The following is a 19,341-nucleotide window of genomic DNA, read 5'->3' as shown; positions in this document are numbered from 1 at the left end:
GAGGCCACCTTCGGGCGCTGTTAACGGTTGCTTGTTTGCGTGACGGGTTGCTGGTCCGCTGCGGCCCGCCTACGGTGCGGTCGTTGCGGGCTTCTGGAAGAGGGTGCCTTCGAGGATGCTGCCGTGGAAGGTCCGCGCGACGACGATGATCCACGCGGCGACCAGCAGGGTGTAGCCTGCGACGGCCATTGCGTCGAACACGGCGAGGTGGGTGTGGGCGGCGAGGCCGGTCAGGCCGGTGACGCAGGTTCCGATGGGGAAGGTGAAGGACCACCAGGTCAGGGAGAACGGCAGGCCCTGACGGGCGGTGCGGATCGTGATGGCGGTTGCGAGGGCGGCCCACATGAGCGCGAAGCCCAGAACCGGCACCCCGTACAAGACGCCGAAGGCTTCCATCGCCCGGGCCAGGGTCCCGGACACGGCGAGGTGGGCGTTCCCGCCCAGGAGGTTCGCGGCGGTGATGGATTGGCCCAGCGGGCCCAGCACGATCCACAAGGTGGGCACTGCCGCGGCGGCCCCGATCTTATGCCCGGCGAGGCGGTTCCAGATCAGTGTGGTGATGATGATGGAGGCCAGCAGGCTCAGTCCGAACATCGCGTAGCAGCCCATCAGCAGGGTCAGGCGTGCTTGCCCGGCCGGGACGTAGGGCAGCAGCAGGGCCCCGGTGGAGGCCGAAACCATGGGCGGGACGACGGGCATAAGCCAGCCGCCGAACGCACTGTCCTGTGTGACCTGGTGCCGGCTGAACTGCAGGTACGGGACAGCGACGGCGCTGGCCAGCCCCAGCAGGGTCCCGGCGATCCAGAGCACCGTATCGATGCCGAGTGCCAGCTGTTCGCCCAGGACGTCTTTGCCCAGCAGCAGGGTACCGGCGCCGACGGTGAGCAGCGCCATGGGCGGTGCGCCGTAGAAGTGCGCCATCACCGGATGGCTGTGGTGGCTTCGGGCGGTTTCCCGGTGCCGGATCCAGTGCACCCCGGTCGCGGCACTCAGCAGGATCAGCAGCAGGGACGCCAGAGCCCAGACGACGGTGGCGCCAGTGCGCAGGCCGGGAAACTGCAGGGGCAGCGTCGCGGCGGCGGTCGCGACGATCCCGGTACCCATGATGGAGGCGAACCAGTTCGGGGTCAGGTTCGCGAACAGCTCCGAGGGCCTATCCAGACGGCGCAGGACGCGCCGGCCCCCGGTGCGGCCGCCCCGGGTCTGTGCCGGTGGTGCGGGGTGGTGTTTATCGGCGGTCAGCAGCAGTGTTCCCATACCTTCCATGCTCCCGGTCCCGGACCTGCCGCAGTAGGGGGCATACACTTGTCAGGGTACAAGCCGGACTTGTACCACATGTGACGTTTCTGAAGGAGATTCCCCGATGCTCAGCCCCCGGATACCGGATCTCTCCGCCCTGGAAATGCTCGCCGCGGTCCATGATCTGGGATCCCTCTCCGCCGCCGGGAAACACCTTGGACTGTCCCAGCAGGCTGTCTCCTCCCGGATGCGTTCCCTGGAGTCCCAGATCGGATCCGCCCTGCTGACCCGGACACCGCGGGGATCCACCCTGACAGAATCAGGTGCACTGGTCGCAGGGTGGGCGGCGGAGGTCCTCGCAGCCGCGGAACGCCTGGACGCCGGAATCGCCTCGCTCCGATCCGACACCGCCCGGCAACTAAAGGTCGCGGCCAGCCAGACCATCGCCGAACACCTGCTGCCGCTCTGGCTGGTCGCGCTGCGCCGCCAGCAGGAGAGCCTCGGACTCGTCCCCACCGTCGTGGAGCTGACGGTGAACAACAGTGAAGCCACCGTAGCCCTGGTCCGATCCGGTCAGGCAGCCATCGGCTTCATCGAAAGCCCGCACCTTCCCCCGGACCTGAGCGCAGCGGCGGTACAGAACGATGACATGGTCGTGGTCGTCGCCCCGGACCACCCCTGGGCCCGGCGCCGGACCCCCGTCACAGCAGCCGAACTGGCTACAACCGCGCTGGTCGCCCGGGAACACGGCAGCGGAACCCGGGACGCCCTCGAACACCTGCTCACCACCGCAGGGGCCCCGCCCCTGGCAGATCCGCTGGTGGAACTCTCCACGACAGCTGCCGTCCGCTCCGCCATCGCAGCCGGCACAGCCCCCGGAGTACTCAGCGCACTGGCCGTCCGCGACGACCTCGCCCTGCAACGGCTCATCGCCGTTCCCGTCCGCGGGCTACCCCTGCGCCGCACCCTGACCGCCCTTTGGCAGACCGGCCCCACACCACCGCCCGGCCCGGCCCGTGACCTGGCAGCCATCGCCGCCAGAGCTGTCCCGGGAGCCGGCACCCGCCGTAAGTCATGAAACCAGGCGACTTCGCGAAGTAGGGAGGTTCGGCTGCCTAAAACGACCGTTTCCGCTACAAACAACCAGACGAGTTCAAAAGATTCGGGGCACCCCTAAATTTTGTAGCGGAACTCAGTGCCGAATTCTATGTGCCGGTTCTTCTGCTGGTTGACGGGTATTGGTACATTTGGGCGCATGGGACATCTGTTGGGCTACGCCCGGGTATCGACCGGGGACCAAGACGCGGCTCTGCAGCAGGACGCGTTGAAGGCGGCCGGCTGCTACCGCATCTTCACGGACACGGCTTCCGGGTCTCTGGAGTCCCGGCCGGAACTGACCAAGGTTCTGGATCAGCTGCGGCCCGGGGACACTTTGGTTGTGTGGCGGCTGGACCGGCTTGGCCGGTCTATCCGACATCTGATTGACCAGCTCGCCGATCTCCAGGAGCGTGGCATCGGGTTCCGGTCCCTGCAGGAGGCGATCGATACAACTTCCTCGGGCGGACGTCTCGTCTTCCATGTGTTCGCGGCGCTGGCGGAGTTCGAACGGGACCTGATCCGTGAGCGGACTAGCGCAGGGCTTCAGGCGGCACGGGCGCGCGGGCGCGTTGGCGGCCGGCCCCCGTTGCTGACCAAGGACAAGCTCCGGACCGCCCGCCGGATGTATGAGCAAAAGGACATGACGGTCGAGAAGATCGGCGAGGTTCTGGGCGTCAGCCGGACCACCGTCTACCGGGCACTCCGGCGCGAACCGGCCCCTGCCGTGCCGCGGCGCCGTTCAGGGCAGAAAACAGTCCGGTGACGGCCGGAGGCAGCGGTACCCTCACCGGTAACACTGCCTCCATGCCTGACCAGACAGCGTTGGTGCGCTGGCGAATCCTTCGCCGGCATATCGAAGACGGCGTGCCCCTTACTGCCCTTGCTGAGCACGAAGGCATCGGACTTCGGACACTGCAGCGCTGGCACGCGGCCCACAAACGCAACGGCATCGCCGGACTGGCTAGTGCAAACCGAGGGACCACCCGACGCAGGAGCACCTCCGAGCTGGTCGCACTCGTCGAAGGGCTGGCTTTGGTGAACCCGCCCCTATCTGTGGCTGCCATCGCCCGCAAAGCCAACCGCGTCGCCGCCGACCACGGCTGGCCACCCCTCTCCTACAGCACCGTCCGCTCCATCATTGCGGGCGTTGACCCCGGCATGAAGACACTCGCCCAGCTGGGAACGGCCGCTTACCGTGACACCTATGAACTGGCATGGCGGCACCGGGCCGAGGGGCCGAACGCGATCTGGCAGGCCGACCACACCGAACTGGACATCCTCGTGCTGAACGCGAACATGAAACCGGCGCGCCCATGGCTCACCACCATCGTGGACGATTACTCCCGCGCGATTTGCGGCTACACCATCTTCCTCGGGGCGCCATCGGCCCTGAACACCGCATTGGCACTGCGGCAGGCCATCTGGCCCAAGCCCGGACCAGGGTGGCCGATGTGCGGGATCCCCGACGTTCTCTACGTTGACCACGGCTCAGACTTCACCAGCAACCACCTCACCCAGACGGCGAAGGACCTCCACTTCGAAATCACCTACTCAACAGTCGCCAGACCCCAGGGACGCGGAAAAATTGAACGCTTCTTCGGCACCGTCAATACGGAGCTGCTGGCCGAACTGCCCGGACACCTGACCCGCGGCTACACGCCGCCCGCGCCGGTGCTGACCCTCAAAGAGCTGGATGCCGCCATCGGCCGCTTCATCATCGAGGACTATCACCAGCGGAAGCATCCAGAGATCAAGGCGACCCCGCACCAAGCCTGGGTAGGGGACGGCTGGCTGCCCCGGCTCCCGGCAACCATGGACGAACTGAACCTGCTCCTGTTGACCGTTGCCAAACCGCGGATCGTCCACCGCGACGGCGTGCACTTCCAAGGACTCAGGTACGTCTCCCCACTGCTGGCCGCCTACGTCCGCGAACCCGTCATTGTCCGCTACGACCCCCGGGACATCACAGAGATCCGCATCTTCCACAAGAACCAGTTCATTTGCAAAGCCGTAGACCCCGACCACGAAACCTCAACCCTCACCCTCAAGGACATCCAGGCCGCACGCTCGGCCAGACGCCGCGAACTGCGCGGACAAATAAACCAGCGCATCGCCGTCGTGGCCCGGCACCTGCCGGATTTAGCGTCACCGAAGCCAGCTTCGGCGCCGCCCTCTGTCGAGCAACCCACGAAGCGCCCAAAGCTACGCACATACCTGGAGGATGACCTGTGACCACGCAAAGCTTCATCGCCACCAAAGAGCACCGCCGGTTTGTGGAGTTCGCGGACGCGGTGCGCCGCCAGCACACGATCGGCATCTGCTACGGGCAGGCCGGAATCGGAAAGACCCTCTCCGCCAGACGCTATGCCAACTGGCACAAAGCACAGAAGCTACTGGAGGAGTGGGGACCCCGGGAAGAATCCGATCACCAGGTCTACGCCGCACTCTCCCGCTCCCGCACCGTCTTCTACACCCCCGCCGTGCTCACCACCCCCAAACAGATACACGCGGACATCGAGCACACCAGCACACGCGTGTCGATCTGCGTGGACCAACACCTGTCAGACATCGGCAAGGGGACAGGGCCCCACACCCGCGTCAATAAATATGTCGAGCTGCTCATTATTGACGAATCAGAACGCCTCAACGCCACAGCCCTTGAACTGTTGCGCGACCGCTACGACCGCGACAACGTAGCCCTGATCCTCATCGGCATGCCCGGGATCGAAAAATGGTTCAGCCGCTACCCCCAGCTCTACAGCCGTGTCGGATTCGCCCACGAATACCGGCCCCTCGAACAGGAAGAACTGCATTTCGTCCTGCAGCGCCGCTGGCACAAGCTAGGGCAAGCCTTGGACCCTGACGACTTCACTGACGCCCAGGCCATTGCCGCCGTCGCCCGCATAACCAGGGGAAACTTCCGCCTCATCGACCGGCTCTTCATACAGGTCGAGCGCGTCATGAAAATCAACGAGCTCAACACCATCACCGACGACGTCATCGAAGCTGCACGCTCAACACTCGTCATCGGAATCACCTAAACCGCCAAACCGACCTGCAGAAAAGCCGCCATTCCGAACTAACAGTCACACTCATAACTAATGATTAGTACGGCAATTCAAGCAGAAGGTTTCGAGACATAGTTATGAGAAACGCCGGGCGCAGAGAAGTCACGAGATTTCATAGGAATCAGGATCTTGAGGGGCAGCGCCGGTGAGACGTCTCGTATCCCAAGGGTTTCGAGACGCCGCGGGTGCAGCGTTGAGGATGCTCGGGAACCCCGGCGCGCCGGGAGGCCCCTCAGCTGTCATATGGGGGTGGGACCCAAGTACGCCTGAAACCTTCCCACGCCCCATGGCGGGGAATGCATGGTTCTAGATTCTGGGGGGTGGGAATAGCGCCCCCGGTTGGCAAGTCCAGTTTCGTTTGCGGGTCTTGGTCCCACCCCTAGTTTCGGCTTGTGCCACTCGCTTCACTGGCTTACACTTACAGCACTTAGAGTCAGTTGTAACAATAGGAGTGTGAGTGTCCGGCTCAGCAGATGAGGCAGCCGATGTGCTCCGCGACGCTATCGAGGGCGGAGGGGACACCATCGAGGTGACGCTCAAACTCCCCGTGCGCACCGCCGAGAAGGTGCTTGCACTCCTTGAGGCGGAGAGCGTGTCCGGCGCCGTCGTCGTCCCAATCAAGGACCTTTACAGTACGACCGAGGCAGCGGCGATGCTTGGCGTCTCGCGCCCCACGCTGATGAAGCTCATTGAAGCCGACGAGATCGTGGCTGAGATGGTCGGTACGCATCACCGGATTTCGGCCGAGGAGATCCTCGCGTACCAGCGCGCTCGTGAGGTAAGTCGCGGCCGGGCGGCGGAGGCCATGTCCGAGTTCACGAGCCGCGTGAGCGCCGGCGGTCGGAGCAACGTGACGTTCCGCCACCGAGCGGAGAAGGCCCGGTGAGTAGGACTGAGCTGGACCCGACTGAGTTCACGCAGGCCGAGCGACGACTTTTCATCGACACGAACATCTTCATGGACAACCACTCCCGCTGGACCGGTGGGCTCAAACGGTTGTTCGAACGGACCGCCCCGACGATCGTCGCGCAGAGGAACCCGATCGTGGTGCCGACGAAGGTCGTGCGAGAACTGGAGAAGTATGCCGGGAAGCACTCGTCCCGCGTGGTCGAGGAACAGGTGGAGGCCGTCCGACGATCCCGCATCGCCCTGACCTTCCTCGAAGACGCCGAGACGAAGGGGCTCGTCCGCACCGACCTCGGGGATGACTCCGCGCGCTACGCCGACGACAGCTTCCTCAGGGTCGTGGACTGGGCCGGCGACCGCTACGAGATGTGTGTCGTCACTGATGACATCACACTGCAGCTCCGCATTCGGCTCCGCTCGGCACAACTCGCGCGGAGACTTGTCGCTGGCACGCTTACGAGCGACGGCTTTGTGGTAATCGAGGACGACCAGACACTCTACGGGCGCTGTGCCATGAAGCTGGACGCCAAGCAGCAGAAGGTCGACGATGGCACCGCGACCTTCGCGGACCGGCAGGACGTCGACGAGCTCAAGGAGCTTCTACCCCAGGTCCAGGCGGCCTTCGGACTCCAGTCATGGGTGAAGCGGGCACCACGAACCGCGGGGCAGGGGGTGGCTTCGCACGGCCTGGCTACCGCGTCGATTTCGGCGGGCCATGTAGCCAAACCGTTCTCCAAGTCCGCTCGTTTTCGCGGCCCCGATCAGCCGCTGTCTGCTGTTCAGATTCCCAGCGAGGGCGAAAGCATCATCTCCCTCAACCTCGCCGGCCAGGAAGTCGTCAGACTCGGCGCGCTCCTCGGCGAGGGCGGAGAAGGTCGAGTCTATGAAATCGAAGGACAGCCAACTCGGGTCGCGAAGATCTTCGACAAGGACAGTCGCACCGAACATCGCCGCTCGAAGCTCGACCTGATGTCGTCGCGAGGGCTGAGCCGCGAGGGCGTCGCGTTTCCGATCGCAACGCTCGCTACGACCGACGGAGACTTCCTTGGCTACATAATGCCGCGCGCGAGTGGCCGCGAACTTCAGCGAACTGTGACGAACCCTGGGCGCTTCAAAAAGGCGTATCCCACTTGGACGAAAAGCGACTTGGTCGACGTCTGCGTTTCGTTCCTGGAGAAGGTCTCCTACCTGCACTCGCTCAACATTCTGGTTGGCGACATCAATCCGAAGAACGTCATGGTCGACTCATCGAAGGTCGTGTGGATCATCGACGCGGACTCGTGGCAGCTTGAGGGTTATCCGTGCGCCGTCGGGACGCCAATGTTCACGGCCCCGACGGTCACCGGAGAATACGCCTCCCGACTCCGCACCATGCAGGAGGAGAACTTCGCGGTGGCGACGATGCTCTTCAACATCCTGATGACCGGCCAATATCCGTATGCTCGCACCGGGGCAGACACGAGCGATCCGAGCGATCTGATTGCCGGAGGCAAGTTCCCGTACCAGTTCCAGGGCGCTTCGGACAGAGATCAGCCCGAGGGCAACTGGAAGTTCATGTGGAGCCATCTGCCGTTCCCCGTGAAGTCGCTGTTCTGGAACACCTTCCACCGCGACGGCAAGCGCTACGAGCGGAGGCCGAGTGCGGCAGAGTGGCTCCAGGCGTTCCGTGAGTACAGCGCGTTCTTCGGCGGCCCCGATGACTTCGACCCCATGTCGAACGAGGTCTACCCCTTCCGCTTCCGAGCATTCCGCCCGGACACGCCAATCCGAGACTGCCCACAGTGCGAACGACCCAACGCGATCGTGGGGCAATGGGACGAGGACACCCAGTCCTATTACGAGCCGATGCTCTGCTACGACTGCAATCAGACCAAGACGACCTGTAGCCAGTGCGGGAAGCGCAAGCCGGCCAACGCGCTGATCTACGGCGGCCGCTGTTGGGATTGCTACCAGAAGAGCGACTATGCGAAGTGCGCCAACTGCGGCAAGGAAACCCGCACGAAGTACCTCGTCAACGGACTCTGCTCCAACTGCCAACTCGTCGCTTGCAGCGATTGCCGTACCCCCACCCCCAAGTCGCAGCTGACCTATGGGCGTTGCCCGGCATGCCAGACGAAGCAGGCGACCCTGGACCCGGCCCGCCTGTGCACGCGGTGCGGAAAGCCATTCATCACATACGGCAATGTCGCCTGGCATCAACGCAGCTACAAGCCCGTACCCACCAGCCACAAGTTCTCCGATCCCGCCTGCACTGCCGCCGCAGCATCTCGAATCTCCCAGTCGAGTTCCTCCAGGACAGCGACAGGATCTGGCACCTCGGCAACCGCCCGGACTGGAGCCTCGCGGCCACAGCCGCAACCAGCGGCCGCTGCCAAGAAGGGCCTCTGGGCGCGTATCGCTGACTGGTTCTGGAACTAGACAACAACACGGAAGGAACACTGCAATGGCTCTCAAGATCGGCGCCAACGACCTTGTCGAGAACCCGACTCCCCGCGTCCCCGTGTCGCTCTGCATCGACACGAGTGGCTCGATGATGGGCGACAAGATCCGCGAGCTCATAGAGGGCGTGAACCTGTTCTACGACGCCATCGACGAAGACGACGACGCACACGACGCTGCAGAAGTCAGCATTGTCGAGTTCAACTCGGCAGCCACGCTGATCCAGGACTACGCGAGCATCGAGCGACTCGAACGAATCGAGACGATCGACCCGTCCGGCCTGACTTTCCTCGGCGAGGGCGTCAATCTTGCGCTGGACACCCTTGAGAAGCGGAAGTCCGTCTACTCGGGCAGCGGCGTCCTCTGCTACCAGCCGTGGCTCGTGCTCATGACCGACGGACAGCCCAACGGAAGCCCGGCTGAGCTTGAACGAGCAGTCCAGCGCGTGACCGAACTGATCGCAGCCCGGAAGCTGACAGTCTTCCCCATCGGGATCGGCAAAGACGCCGACATGGCAGTTCTAACCCGCTTCAGCCCGGTTGACCGCCCCCCGCTACGTCTGCAGGGACTTAAGTTCAAGGAGTTTTTCGAGTGGCTCTCCAAGTCGGTCTCCCGCGTGTCCCGGTCTACTCCGGGCGATAACGTGAAGCTCGACCTGGAAGGACTTCGCGGCTGGGCGGAGCTCTAGTTGTTCAACGAGTTCCATCACCAGGTGCGGGGTCGAGGGCACCAAGCCGAGGGCACCCGAGGACAGGACCGGACCGCATACGCTCGTCGCGCTGGTATCCAGGTGCTCTGCCTCGCCGACGGCGCTGGGTCGGCAGCATACTCGGAGTATGGGGCTCAGTCAGTGGTCCACGATGGTTGCGATCTGTTAGTCGAGCGCTTCCATGACTTTGCAACCGGCGACGATGCCGGTCAAGCGAGGCAGGACATCGTTGAGCATCTCCGTCGCGGTCTCGCAGAGACTGCGGACAAGATCGGCTGCGAGGTTGCCGATCTGGCATCGACGTTTCTGGCGGTCGCTGTGTCGGAGGACCGATTCGTGATCGCCCACGTCGGCGACGGCGTTGTTGGGTATATGAAGCACGGCGCGCTGAGGGTCGCGTCGGCCCCAGACAACGCAGAGTTTGCCAACGCCACGACCTTCATCACTTCGAGCGAAGCGGTCGCGTCGCTGCGGCTGTTCCGCGGCTCCCTGGAGGGGGTGTCCGGCTTCATCCTCATGAGCGATGGAACGAGTGCCAGCCTGTACGACCAGCGATCGGGGCAGCTCGCACCCGCATGCGAGAAGCTGATCGCGATCACGGCCACCGCACCGACCCGCCACTCGAAGAACCCTGAGTACAAACGGCGTCTGAAGCGGGCTATCAACACTCAGATTCGCGCTGCGACCAAAGACGACTGCTCGATCGGCATTTTCGGGCGGCGGGGGTACGCAGTCGGCCCCCGTTAGCTCATCATTCTCAGGGAAGGATCCTCCAGCAGGGCTGTGCAGGCGACTTTGGACATTCAGTGCAGACGACTTTGGAAACTGACACTGATCCGCACCGTTTCGCGTAATCTTCGTGTCCCGCATGTTATGCCAAAACGCCCGCCATAGAAGGAGGTCACAGACGCAACTTTCGGTACGGTGCTCGGATGGAAATCGGATATGCGCGAGTCTCAACCGCCAAACAGGACCTAGGGCGGCAACTGGATGCGCTGGCGGTCGCCGGCATCACCAAAGTGTTCGCCGATAAGAGGTCCGGAGCCACAAGGGACCGGCCCGGCCTTGGGGGGCGTTGGACCATGCCAGGGCCGGCGACGTGATCGTTGTTCATACCTTGGACCGGCTAGGGCGCACGGTGCGGGACACTCTGAACCTAATGCACGAGCGCAAAGGGCGCGGGGTGGGCCTCCGGACGCTGGCTGATCCCCTGCCAATCGACACATCGAACCCGGACAGCCCCATGGCGCAGCTGGCGGTAGTAATGCTGGCGCTTTTCGGAGAGATGGAACGAACCTACGCGTCCGAACGGGCATCCCATGCGAGGGCGGTGGCCACGGCACATGGCCGGCGGACGGGCCGGCCTTCCGTAGTCGATCCTGACAAGCTTGAACACGCCGCCATGCTGCGGGAGAAGGGCATCCCGATGCGGAAAATTGTCAGCAAAACGGGACTGGCCCGAACAACGCTGTATCGCCACCTACCGCCTCGCCAGGACGATAAGGACTAAGACATAAGTTTGCTCATGGCGCCAGGGGGCCTTCATCGTCCGCTTCCGCCTCACGTAAGCGAATCCGTTCGTGTGCGGCTTCGAGCTCTTCGCCCACGGCCTCCTCGTCCCCGATTCTGGCGATGTGGTAGTTGAAGAAGTCCGCAGAAGTGTGGATGAAGATACGAGAGACAACCTCCCCCAGCAGTGGCAGTTCCTGTCGTGTGTAGTAAGTGGCCACATCAAGGCTTGCGGACACCCACCGGACCTTCCGGAAAAGGCTCATCACTACCCCGACTGACGGCTTGTACAGGTCAAGAGCCAGGTCCTGTATCACTCGCTGCGAAGTCCATAGGAGCCCGTTGTCAACCAGCTCAGATTGGATTGCGTCGGCCGCTCGTTCCTTGATCGAGATCAGTCGGCGCACGTCTTCCGAGATCGAAGCCCTTGCAGCAAGTGCAGACCATTCCTTGTACGTACTGACCTCGGTGTCATCGTTCCAAAGCGAATCTAGGTGCTCGTATCTGCCGGCCCCATTGGCGAACCGCTCGACCATGTTCGTGACATCGGGGTCGAGGGCGTCCAGCGGGCGGACGAGGTATCCCATCTTGCGCGGCGCGACGCTGGGGCCCGACTGAGGCAGCGGCAACTCCTCAACCGCGTTGAGCAGGTTCCCAATCTTGTGGGAGTAGTCACGCAGCCTCGGGAACTCGCCAGCGACGGCGTACCCGTTGCAGGCGATAGCCAGCTTGCACAGGCGCTCCAACCCGGACGAATACGAGTGCATCCCGACATGAAGTGCGTAGTTCTGATCTTTACTGCCCCAGGGGAACAAATCAGGAGCCGTCGGGACGGAGCACAGTCTACGAAGCCCGGCCAAGGCCAGATCGGAGGCGAATTGGGTTTCGGCGACAAGGCTCTCCCAGATGGGCAGCGTCATGCGGCCATTCATGCCAAGTCCCCACGTTTCCAAGCAAAACTAGATAGTGTTCTGGGATCCGCTCCCCCACTCAAATACTCAAATGAGTAACTACTCATCTGGAAACGAGTCTATGTAGGCGGTCAGGAACTCCTTGACGCTTTGGTTGCGCTTGGCGGCGAGGATTTTGAGCTTGGCATGCTTACTTCTGGGGACTTCAAAGTTCACCCGCTGAAGCCGCTCAGCTGGAACCTCATCCTTAAGGCTTTCCATCAGTTTGGCTTTGGCTGTGGCGGACTGGCTGGGGCGCCCAGTGGACAGCTTAGAGAAGCTACTCATTTACTCATTTCCTCATTTGCTCACGAGCGTAAGGAGTTCGTTGGTGAGCTCTTGGATCTCTCTGGCCCCGGGCGACCCCGGGAAGTCCTCCAGGATGGTAGATCCCCCCGCTGCGGTTCCTGGGTAGTCAACCCGCTGGTGCACCCGGGATTGCAGAACGGGAAGGTTGTAGCCTTCCAGGATCCCGGAGACTTCTTTTCCGATGTTCGTTCCAGTAATGGCGCGGGAGACTACAAAAGCTGCCTGCAGCTTTCCGTCTGTAATTTCGATTCGCTGCTTCACCAGGTCAACTAGGTCGGATGTGGCCCAGATGTCGTAGGGCGACGGTTGCACGGGGATGAGGGCAAAGTCGCTGGCTTTGATGGCCGACACGGCGAGGTCTGCGGCTTGTGGGGCGCCGTCGATGATGACGAAGTCCACGGGGGCGATGCTCTTAAGGTCCCGTTCAATCGTTGGTCGGTCCATCCCCACTACGGGCATCGGATGATCTTCGCGGGCTGCGGCCCAGTCCCGCGCACTGCCTTGAGGATCTGAGTCCACAAGCAGTACGGTATGGCCGGCCAATCTAAGCGCCGTGGCGACATGCGTGGCAATGGTTGTTTTGCCGGCCCCGCCTTTTTGATTGAGAACTGCGATGACTTTCACGTGCGGCGTCCTGTTCTACGCGAAATACTCAAATGAGTAGTTGAGCTAATACTCATTTGAGTATTCCATGAGTAAATGAGTATTTGAGTGAGGCTAGGGGAGCGGCGTGTCCCTGTAACCTTGGCGGGAAATGGCGCTCTGCGCTTTCTCCAGTTCGGCGCCCAGTTCGGCGGCCAACTGCGCGGCCCTTGTGAGATGGTCGGTAGCAGCGGCCACGCTCTGAATGGGATCGCTGCCGTCGTCCTCGTACACGTCGTATTCGTCCAGAGAGCGGCCAAGGGATTTGGCGAGCTGCGTGCACGCCTGCGGCAGCATGTGGCCTAGGCCCTTGAGATTTCCTAAGACGCTATAAACGGTAGGGGCCGGGTGGATCTGCGTGATGGTCAGGTGGTTGATTGAGCGAATGGCCTCGTAGGCGTCATCGGCCGCGCGGATCACTTCGGGGGTCTCGTCATCCATGGTGCGTTCCTCTCTGAGATGAGCATTTCTGAGTCAGCCTACGGTTGTGGTCTGACTGCCTATGTCGGGCTTATGCGGTTGGTGCCTTCTTCGCTTTCAGCTGGGATACGCGCTGCGTGGAGATGCCGAGCATGCGGGCTACTTCGGTGATGGTGAAGTCCTCGCTCAGTTCGGCGATGACGGCGCGGGACTCCGCGGCTCCCTTTGTCGATAGTTCTTGGGCCTTCTCCAGATCGTTCCGGGCTTGGGTCCAGCGTTCCATGATGTTTCCAGGCGCTCTGAGGGTGACGTGCACCGTTACGTCTTCTGGATCGAGGTTGAGCGTCGTGGCCACGAGGTCGGCAGCCATGTCCTGGATGTCTTTTGCGCGGCTGGCGCGGGCTGCCTGGTTGATCTGGTGGATACGTATCTCCCACCATTTGCCCTCTTTATGGGCGATTGCTTCAAACTCACGTTTGGTTGTCATGCGTTGGGGGAGTCCTTTCCTGGCGGCCCGGGCAGCTGTCCGTGTCTACGCTAGTCCCCCTAGAGCACTTATCGCAGGGGGGCTAGCAGGATTCCTCGTTGAGCTGGTATAGCCCCGTGAAACCGGCAGGACGTGGGTAAGGCAGGGGCCATCCTCCCACGCGGATCAGTTGCATCTCTTCGAGCGTGTAAAAGGGCTCCGTAACGAGATGCTTGTGCATGTAGGCGCAGCGGCCATCCGCCTGTAGTTCGTGGTTTTGCTCGATCCGCTCTTGCTCGCTTCTGCGGGTACGGGCAAGTTCGGCTCCCCAGTTGGAATGGCATGCCGGGCAGTAGGCGATTTCGTAACCTTCAGGGTCAATTACGCTGGGGAACCGCTCTACGTCGAACAGTGTGAGCTGGCCGGCTAACTCCGTCATGATCTTTCCTTTCGCGATTGATACTCAACTGAGTAAATGAGTAGATACTCATTTGAGGGTGAGAATTTTGTCGGGGCGGAAGCCTGACCATGAATCTGAACCGGTGACGACGACGGCGCGGCCATGTGGCCGGCCTGCCGGAAAGTGTCCCGCTCCATCGCTGTCATCTCCTTTACCTGGTAGGTGATTCTCTGGCGGTCCATGGCCTTCTTGGTGGCGGAGCAGTTACTGCACTCACGGCCTGTTTCATCGGTGATGGTGTAGACGGTGATGCTCATGGTTCCGGGCTCCTGGGGAGGGGGTGGCCGGGGTCCCGGCCACCATGGGCTGGCTAAACGAATTCCACTGCGGCTAGGCGGGTGTCGAATAACTTTTCTGCGAGGCGGATCAGATGGGTTGGGGCGTCGGTGTCCCAGCCGTATTCCGCGCGTCCCAGGTAAACAGCGGTGCCTGCTACCTCGGGCAGGTAGAGGCCTGTCTCCCGAAGTAGTTGCCCTGCTCGTACGTTGGGGTGGAGGTTCCGGCTGTCGGCCCTGAGGTAGACCTGCCAGTCCCCATTGACGATGCAGTCCAACTGTCCGTACAGCGCTTCAAAGGTGCCGTGGCGGACGTCTTGGCGGTTGGCTGTGACTTCGTCGCTGAGTCGCGCGGGGATGACGAGGGCAATGCACTTGCGGATCATGGCGGTGCTCCTTCATTCGTGGCGGATGGCAGCGGGGATGTATGCCTGCAGGCTTTCCTTGTCGATCCAGAAGTGCTGGCGCCCGGTTCCTCCGGCGGCCACGTAGTCACCGCTGAGGATGTTGTTGGTGGCTCCGAAGGTCTGAAACCACTTGTCTTCGTGGTCGAAGGTGACGGAGTTTCCGCTTGGATAGGTGGTTTCGGTGAGCATTTTCAATTCCTCTCAGTCGGCTGCTGACACTTCTATTCTAGCCCCCCTAGGAACTTTTATTCTAGCCCCCCTAGGAGAAATACTCGATTTGTGCGGTTCCTGGTTGTGGTCATCCCCGCCAGTAGCTCGCTGGGAGCCCCCTGTGCCTTAGAAGCCGGCCACGCCGCCACGGTTCCTGTGCCCGCCCCATGCCGGCCCCGCACGGTAGATGTATGTCGTCCCGGCTGAAAAAGTCCCGACCGAGACGGTAGGGGAGACGGCAACGCCCAGGCTTGGACCATGGGAAACTGTTCCGGTTTTGCGCTGTCCCCACTGTGGGCCGGTGGAGACCGGAGGATAAATCTCAAAGCGGTCCATATTGGGCGTCAGCGCGTGGTGCCGCGTACGGCAGCCTCCTGAAGTCCCTTTTGGTAGTCATCAGCGAACCTTGTTCGCCAGGACGCACGCACAGTGTCTGAGCGGCGTTCAGCTGTTTGCTGCTGGATCCGCTGGGCTTCGGCCCTCGCTTGGGCTTTTGCCGCCTCGGAGCGCTGCAAGGCGCGTTGCCGCCGGCTGTAGACAGGCTGGCCGTTAACCCGCCAGTGGTTGAGTCTGCTTTGAAGGAGCGCGGGAAGGTTCAACGCGCCGTGGAAACCATCGTGACGGTGCTCGGTGCCGTCGGGTTTGGTGTCGAGAGCGTGCAGGACATCGTTTGGTGTGTAACCGGCACGGAAAAAGGGCGCCAGGATCCGGGCGAGGTGGCGTGAGCGCAGCTTACGGAGTGGCGGTGAGTGCCATTGGACGGTACGGGCCGCTTGCAACTCGTTGAAGTCGCGGGTCGCCTTGTCATTGGCGCTTGTCGTTTTGTCAGCTGGCCATTGCAGATCTGTACGAGCGGCCGTCATAGCGGCCACCCATTTAGTGGCCGCCTCAAAATAAGATTTCAGTGTGGGCGAAGCCCACACCTTTATGCTTTTGGGGGTTGATTTCCCTTTGGGCAGGTTAGGGTTGCCATTTATGTCCACAGCGAGTCCGAACATGCCCAGAAGCGGGTCCAATTTGCACTTGGATTCCATGCGCTGGACTTCTTCTTCACCGAACCTGGCCAGTTCCTCTTCGGTGGCGGGACGGCAAAGGACGTAGACGGCCCTGTCGGCCATCCGTTCTTCGCGTTCGCCGGCCTTGAAGAGGTTGGTCTCCCCGCTGCAGTTTTTGGGGGTGTAGATCGCTGAGCGGCCGCCAGCGACGATGGCGAGGAATCCGTGGCGCATCAGCCAGCGTTTGATGCGGCCCAGGGTGCCTTGGCCGATACCGGCTGAGGCCAACAGGTAGGCGTTGCCCGGGGTCACCGTGTGGCTATTGAAGTCGAAGCCCAGAAGTAAAAGCGAGGCCACGGCGAGGAGGTTTCGGCGGAAGTCGGATCTGCGCCAAGTGAGCTTGGGGTGTTGGCGGATAGCTTCCAGCCAGTCGAAGTCCATGGTCAGCGCGCAGCTGCCCTCAGGGACGGCGCGAAGGACGTTTTCCTCGTTCCGTTCCACCATTCGGTTAAGGCGCCGGGGGGCTTCGGTGCGTTTCGAATGCTCGCCTAGTAGCGCGTGGTCGCGCTGCTTCCAGACGCCAGGCAAGCCCTGCACCGCCACATACCCGGGGATTCTCGGCGTGGCCTTTCCCTGCTCGCCGCAGGGCACAACTCGGGCCGGGACGTGCGTTGACGCCCGGGCAGGGTCCGGTACCATAAGGGGGACAAGACCTTTCAGTTTGAAGGGAACACAAAGGGACCGTCCCTCGCGGGAAGGTTCTGGTATCCATCGCCGGCACAGTCGCCAAACAGAGACGGTGATGGAAGGATTTCGGAAGCCCCGCACCTAGTGCGGGGTCTTTCGTTTAAGAAGCGGCCTGTATAGGCAGCTCCTCAGCTTGTCGGTTTATCTTGGGGAAGACCGGCAGTCCGCCGTTCTTCTCCAAGTAGAGGACCAGGTCCTCAAGGTAAAGGCCGACTGACCGGCCAGAGTTCGCAGCTGCGCTGTTGATGGCTTTGCGGCGCTCCGGCCTCACTCGGCCCTGCAGGAGCACCAGATCAATGCCGTCGGGGTGACGGACGCGTCCTGGTTGTGCACTCATGGCTTTAACGTGTCACGCGACGAATGCATACGCAGGGATCCGCGCGGGTGTGTCGAGCTTAATCTTGCTCGGCGTCCATACCGTGGTTTCGCGGGCCCTCATGACACGTGGTGAAAAGTCCATGACTCCAATATGTCATAAACTCCAAAAATTTTGGATATGGGTCGAACCTGCATGTCACGACCATGCCCGCCGCACTATCTCATCGACGGGCCCAGCGGCCGTCTGCGCGGCGGTAGCGCTGAAAGCCCCGCGGAACAGCTCCCGGGTAGCTCTGAGCGAGCGGAAGTAACGGCCTTGTTTGTCGATGCGCCAACGTGAGATGCCGAGAAATCTAGCGGCTGCCTTCCGCTCCATGCCAGCCTCCACACAGATACGGACTGCGGCGTAAATGACCTGGTACGCCGCCTCGTGCTCACGTGGGACCTCTGCCAATACCTTCTGCACGGCTGTCTTTGCCTGTTGGGGAGTAGTCATGGCGTCCTTCTAGTCGATCGACAGGGCGGATCCCAGCTCACGTTCTGGCTTTTTCTGGCGTCGCGCATATGCAAACAGCGCAAGGCCAATGACGACCAAGGCGGTCGAGGCGTAGGAGATGAGCATGTACACGTAGACGAGTTCTTTGGATCCATACCATTCCGCGGGATAGCTACCGGCCCGCAGCAAGGACAGCGTGAAGCCTCCAGCGATCATCCCGGACGCCACTTTCCCAATGGCGAAAGGGTTCCGACGGGCGTCCAAGTAGGCCGGCCGAATCAGGGGTGCTACGACGTAGGCAACATAGATCAGGACCAGCCAGGTGTTAAGGCGGACGCTGGGCTGCGTTGCATAATCAAGCAGTTGAGGGGAGGGAGCGGGGCCGTCCGTGGCCAGAACCGTCAGCAGGAGGCCTGTAGCGGTGAGGCCGAGAATGACCGCCCCGGGCATGCCTACGGTCCAGCGTCTGGCGAATGTTGAACCGTAGGCCTGGCTGAGATGGCCTCCAAGAAACGCCACGGCGACCAGAGCGCAGTATTTCGAAAGCAAGTCCGTCGCGTTCGTGATGGGCATGATGGAGTCGACTGCGTAATACACGGGTGGTACAAGAAGCAGGTAAGCCAGTGTGAGGAATATTCCTGACAGCGCGACGTTTCTGCCTTTTCCCTTGAGTGCATGCTGATATCCCGTAGTAGGGGCATTGAGGCGCTTGAACGTCAGGCTCCCCAAGAGAATGAGCATCAGAGTGGGTACAACGGCCAGCACATTCATCCCAGGAGCTCCGTCATCTTCTCTGCGTATTCGCGGGCCTCTTTGCGCTGTTTCACTCGGCGCTGCAGGAGGTTGATGCGCCCTGAAATCAACTCCACAAGGGCGTCATCGGAAACCTCCAGCAGTTCGTCCTCGCGTGCACGCACCTGCCAGCCGCCCTCTGCCGGCGTTACCAGGCCAACAACGACGAGCCCTGAGGCGAATGACCCGCCGGTCGCCCGGGACGCCGCTACGGCAAGGTGCGGCGAGAGACGGTTCTCCGTGAGGGACGTGATGATGTACGTCAGTGCCATTCCCGATTCCGCGGCCATGCGGTGTCGGAGGTCTCCCGGATCCAGTGCGTCCACCCAGGCGCGGTGGGAGCCATCGTGCGGAAACTCAATAAGTGGAATGTGGCTTCTGAGTTCGCGGGGGTAATGGGTCTTTGACGTCCGAAATTGCAGCTCTGCCATGAGATCCGCGTGGTGGACCTGGCTCAAAACTTCGGCAGCGGACGGTTCCACGGGTCGGGAGAGGACGTCGCGATATCCATCAAAAGCCGTGAGAGCTTGAAGCACCCCTAGCCCGGCTGCCCGTGCTACGGCGACGACAGTCGATTCAGCCACGTTCCCTCTCCGCAGCTGGTTTCCCAGGGTTCCGCGGTTAAGGCCCGTCAGTGCACTGAGGGCAGCCGGCGAAGTGCTGATGGACGCAGCGTCCAGCCAGCTCTTGAACTCTTTGGCTGAGACGGGCACAAACACTCCTTGACGTGACAGGACGCATGACAATGAACCTGCTAAACTGCTACCAATAGTTAAGTATTTCTAGAAACTCAATTTTTGGTATCTATCTTTATTTTAGCTTCTTGGCCGAGTTTAGCCGGGGAGGGGTTCCGCCCATCAGGGGACGCACTCCCGACGCCTTGGCC

The 19,341-nt window shown here is 62.0% G+C and carries 23 protein-coding genes and 1 pseudogene; 9 read left to right on the top strand and 15 right to left on the bottom strand.

Annotation, left to right across the window (positions count from 1 at the left end; genetic code table 11):
• Nucleotides 1-69: 69 nt before the first annotated feature.
• The gene (locus tag RI444_RS23030; RefSeq protein WP_316963965.1) at nt 70-1,257 is read right to left on the bottom strand and encodes a TDT family transporter; all 1,188 of its coding nucleotides are present in this window, start codon (nt 1,255-1,257) and stop codon (nt 70-72) included.
• A 106-nt stretch (nt 1,258-1,363) separates the two neighbouring features.
• Between RI444_RS23030 and RI444_RS23025 the strand changes: the two genes are divergently transcribed.
• The 9 genes and pseudogenes from RI444_RS23025 to RI444_RS22985 all read left to right on the top strand — a co-directional run bounded on the left by RI444_RS23025 (nt 1,364) and on the right by RI444_RS22985 (nt 10,969).
• Nucleotides 1,364-2,317 (top strand): LysR family transcriptional regulator, encoded by a 954-nt coding sequence (locus tag RI444_RS23025; protein ID WP_316963964.1) that lies wholly within the window; start codon nt 1,364-1,366, stop codon nt 2,315-2,317.
• A gap of 177 nt (nt 2,318-2,494) precedes the next feature.
• Complete coding sequence (locus RI444_RS23020; RefSeq protein WP_193594589.1) at nt 2,495-3,100, top strand: recombinase family protein; 606 nt, start codon at nt 2,495-2,497, stop codon at nt 3,098-3,100.
• A 41-nt stretch (nt 3,101-3,141) separates the two neighbouring features.
• Nucleotides 3,142-4,569 carry a Mu transposase C-terminal domain-containing protein gene (locus RI444_RS23015; RefSeq protein WP_316963963.1) on the top strand — a complete coding sequence of 476 codons (1,428 nt, stop codon included), beginning with the start codon at nt 3,142-3,144 and terminating at the stop codon, nt 4,567-4,569.
• A complete protein-coding gene (locus RI444_RS23010) occupies nt 4,566-5,378 on the top strand; it encodes an AAA family ATPase (protein ID WP_193594591.1) in 813 nt (270 codons plus the stop codon). The genes RI444_RS23015 and RI444_RS23010 overlap by 4 nt, the downstream gene beginning before the upstream one ends.
• 484 nt (nt 5,379-5,862) lie before the next feature.
• Nucleotides 5,863-6,291, top strand: coding sequence for a helix-turn-helix domain-containing protein (locus RI444_RS23005; protein WP_316963962.1), 429 nt, complete (start codon nt 5,863-5,865; stop codon nt 6,289-6,291).
• Complete coding sequence (locus RI444_RS23000) at nt 6,288-8,729, top strand: protein kinase domain-containing protein (RefSeq protein ID WP_316963961.1); 2,442 nt, start codon at nt 6,288-6,290, stop codon at nt 8,727-8,729. Before RI444_RS23005 ends, RI444_RS23000 begins: the two co-directional genes overlap by 4 nt.
• Nucleotides 8,730-8,754: 25 nt before the next feature.
• Nucleotides 8,755-9,438, top strand: a complete 684-nt coding sequence (locus tag RI444_RS22995) for a vWA domain-containing protein (RefSeq protein ID WP_251425466.1) — start codon at nt 8,755-8,757, stop codon at nt 9,436-9,438.
• A gap of 24 nt (nt 9,439-9,462) precedes the next feature.
• The gene (locus RI444_RS22990) at nt 9,463-10,206 is read left to right on the top strand and encodes a PP2C family serine/threonine-protein phosphatase (protein ID WP_251425534.1); all 744 of its coding nucleotides are present in this window, start codon (nt 9,463-9,465) and stop codon (nt 10,204-10,206) included.
• Between the two features lie 185 nt (nt 10,207-10,391).
• Nucleotides 10,392-10,969: pseudogene (locus RI444_RS22985) on the top strand (recombinase family protein).
• Nucleotides 10,970-10,982: 13 nt separating this feature from the next.
• On the opposite strand, the gene RI444_RS22980 reads toward RI444_RS22985, so the two are convergent.
• The 14 genes from RI444_RS22980 to RI444_RS22915 all read right to left on the bottom strand — a co-directional run bounded on the left by RI444_RS22980 (nt 10,983) and on the right by RI444_RS22915 (nt 19,168).
• Nucleotides 10,983-11,888 (bottom strand): hypothetical protein, encoded by a 906-nt coding sequence (locus RI444_RS22980; protein ID WP_156784059.1) that lies wholly within the window; start codon nt 11,886-11,888, stop codon nt 10,983-10,985.
• 90 nt (nt 11,889-11,978) lie between these two features.
• Entirely contained in the window at nt 11,979-12,206 is a 228-nt protein-coding gene (locus RI444_RS22975) for a hypothetical protein (protein WP_316963960.1), read from the bottom strand.
• A gap of 12 nt (nt 12,207-12,218) precedes the next feature.
• Nucleotides 12,219-12,851 carry a ParA family partition ATPase gene (gene parA / locus RI444_RS22970; protein WP_069695459.1) on the bottom strand — a complete coding sequence of 211 codons (633 nt, stop codon included), beginning with the start codon at nt 12,849-12,851 and terminating at the stop codon, nt 12,219-12,221.
• Between the two features lie 93 nt (nt 12,852-12,944).
• A complete protein-coding gene (locus RI444_RS22965; RefSeq protein WP_316963959.1) occupies nt 12,945-13,310 on the bottom strand; it encodes a hypothetical protein in 366 nt (121 codons plus the stop codon).
• Between the two features lie 70 nt (nt 13,311-13,380).
• Nucleotides 13,381-13,776, bottom strand: coding sequence for a hypothetical protein (locus RI444_RS22960; protein ID WP_316963958.1), 396 nt, complete (start codon nt 13,774-13,776; stop codon nt 13,381-13,383).
• An 82-nt stretch (nt 13,777-13,858) separates the two neighbouring features.
• Nucleotides 13,859-14,194: a hypothetical protein gene (locus RI444_RS22955; protein WP_316963957.1), complete on the bottom strand. Its 336-nt coding sequence runs from the start codon at nt 14,192-14,194 to the stop codon at nt 13,859-13,861.
• Nucleotides 14,191-14,472, bottom strand: a complete 282-nt coding sequence (locus tag RI444_RS22950; protein ID WP_316963956.1) for a hypothetical protein — start codon at nt 14,470-14,472, stop codon at nt 14,191-14,193. The genes RI444_RS22955 and RI444_RS22950 overlap by 4 nt, the downstream gene beginning before the upstream one ends.
• A gap of 53 nt (nt 14,473-14,525) precedes the next feature.
• Nucleotides 14,526-14,876 (bottom strand): hypothetical protein, encoded by a 351-nt coding sequence (locus RI444_RS22945; RefSeq protein WP_316963955.1) that lies wholly within the window; start codon nt 14,874-14,876, stop codon nt 14,526-14,528.
• 12 nt (nt 14,877-14,888) lie between these two features.
• Nucleotides 14,889-15,086 (bottom strand): hypothetical protein, encoded by a 198-nt coding sequence (locus RI444_RS22940; RefSeq protein ID WP_316963954.1) that lies wholly within the window; start codon nt 15,084-15,086, stop codon nt 14,889-14,891.
• Between the two features lie 365 nt (nt 15,087-15,451).
• Complete coding sequence (locus RI444_RS22935) at nt 15,452-16,606, bottom strand: hypothetical protein (RefSeq protein WP_316963953.1); 1,155 nt, start codon at nt 16,604-16,606, stop codon at nt 15,452-15,454.
• Nucleotides 16,607-16,949: 343 nt separating this feature from the next.
• The gene (locus RI444_RS22930; protein WP_156784058.1) at nt 16,950-17,186 is read right to left on the bottom strand and encodes a hypothetical protein; all 237 of its coding nucleotides are present in this window, start codon (nt 17,184-17,186) and stop codon (nt 16,950-16,952) included.
• A 177-nt stretch (nt 17,187-17,363) separates the two neighbouring features.
• Nucleotides 17,364-17,663 (bottom strand): hypothetical protein, encoded by a 300-nt coding sequence (locus tag RI444_RS22925; RefSeq protein WP_316963952.1) that lies wholly within the window; start codon nt 17,661-17,663, stop codon nt 17,364-17,366.
• Between the two features lie 9 nt (nt 17,664-17,672).
• Nucleotides 17,673-18,434, bottom strand: coding sequence for a hypothetical protein (locus tag RI444_RS22920; RefSeq protein WP_316963951.1), 762 nt, complete (start codon nt 18,432-18,434; stop codon nt 17,673-17,675).
• Entirely contained in the window at nt 18,431-19,168 is a 738-nt protein-coding gene (locus tag RI444_RS22915; protein ID WP_316963950.1) for a hypothetical protein, read from the bottom strand. The genes RI444_RS22920 and RI444_RS22915 overlap by 4 nt, the downstream gene beginning before the upstream one ends.
• Between the last annotated feature and the right edge of the window lie 173 nt (nt 19,169-19,341).

The sequence above is a fragment of the Paenarthrobacter sp. AT5 genome (assembly GCF_032764245.1).
Classification (GTDB): Bacteria; Actinomycetota; Actinomycetes; order Actinomycetales; family Micrococcaceae; genus Arthrobacter; species Arthrobacter ureafaciens.
The sequence above is the reverse complement of the archived record's forward strand: the minus strand, read 5'-3'. Positions and strand labels throughout refer to the sequence as shown.

Coding starts and splice junctions, on each gene's coding strand:
- RI444_RS23030 (WP_316963965.1), bottom strand. CDS start 1,257: ATGGGAACACTGCTGCTGACCGCCGATAAACACCACCCCGCACCACCG.
- RI444_RS23025 (WP_316963964.1), top strand. CDS start 1,364: ATGCTCAGCCCCCGGATACCGGATCTCTCCGCCCTGGAAATGCTCGCC.
- RI444_RS23020 (WP_193594589.1), top strand. CDS start 2,495: ATGGGACATCTGTTGGGCTACGCCCGGGTATCGACCGGGGACCAAGAC.
- RI444_RS23015 (WP_316963963.1), top strand. CDS start 3,142: ATGCCTGACCAGACAGCGTTGGTGCGCTGGCGAATCCTTCGCCGGCAT.
- RI444_RS22995 (WP_251425466.1), top strand. CDS start 8,755: ATGGCTCTCAAGATCGGCGCCAACGACCTTGTCGAGAACCCGACTCCC.
- RI444_RS22980 (WP_156784059.1), bottom strand. CDS start 11,888: ATGACGCTGCCCATCTGGGAGAGCCTTGTCGCCGAAACCCAATTCGCC.
- RI444_RS22975 (WP_316963960.1), bottom strand. CDS start 12,206: ATGAGTAGCTTCTCTAAGCTGTCCACTGGGCGCCCCAGCCAGTCCGCC.
- RI444_RS22965 (WP_316963959.1), bottom strand. CDS start 13,310: ATGGATGACGAGACCCCCGAAGTGATCCGCGCGGCCGATGACGCCTAC.
- RI444_RS22960 (WP_316963958.1), bottom strand. CDS start 13,776: ATGACAACCAAACGTGAGTTTGAAGCAATCGCCCATAAAGAGGGCAAA.
- RI444_RS22955 (WP_316963957.1), bottom strand. CDS start 14,194: ATGACGGAGTTAGCCGGCCAGCTCACACTGTTCGACGTAGAGCGGTTC.
- RI444_RS22950 (WP_316963956.1), bottom strand. CDS start 14,472: ATGAGCATCACCGTCTACACCATCACCGATGAAACAGGCCGTGAGTGC.
- RI444_RS22945 (WP_316963955.1), bottom strand. CDS start 14,876: ATGATCCGCAAGTGCATTGCCCTCGTCATCCCCGCGCGACTCAGCGAC.
- RI444_RS22940 (WP_316963954.1), bottom strand. CDS start 15,086: ATGCTCACCGAAACCACCTATCCAAGCGGAAACTCCGTCACCTTCGAC.
- RI444_RS22935 (WP_316963953.1), bottom strand. CDS start 16,606: ATGGTGGAACGGAACGAGGAAAACGTCCTTCGCGCCGTCCCTGAGGGC.
- RI444_RS22930 (WP_156784058.1), bottom strand. CDS start 17,186: ATGAGTGCACAACCAGGACGCGTCCGTCACCCCGACGGCATTGATCTG.
- RI444_RS22925 (WP_316963952.1), bottom strand. CDS start 17,663: ATGACTACTCCCCAACAGGCAAAGACAGCCGTGCAGAAGGTATTGGCA.
- RI444_RS22920 (WP_316963951.1), bottom strand. CDS start 18,434: ATGAATGTGCTGGCCGTTGTACCCACTCTGATGCTCATTCTCTTGGGG.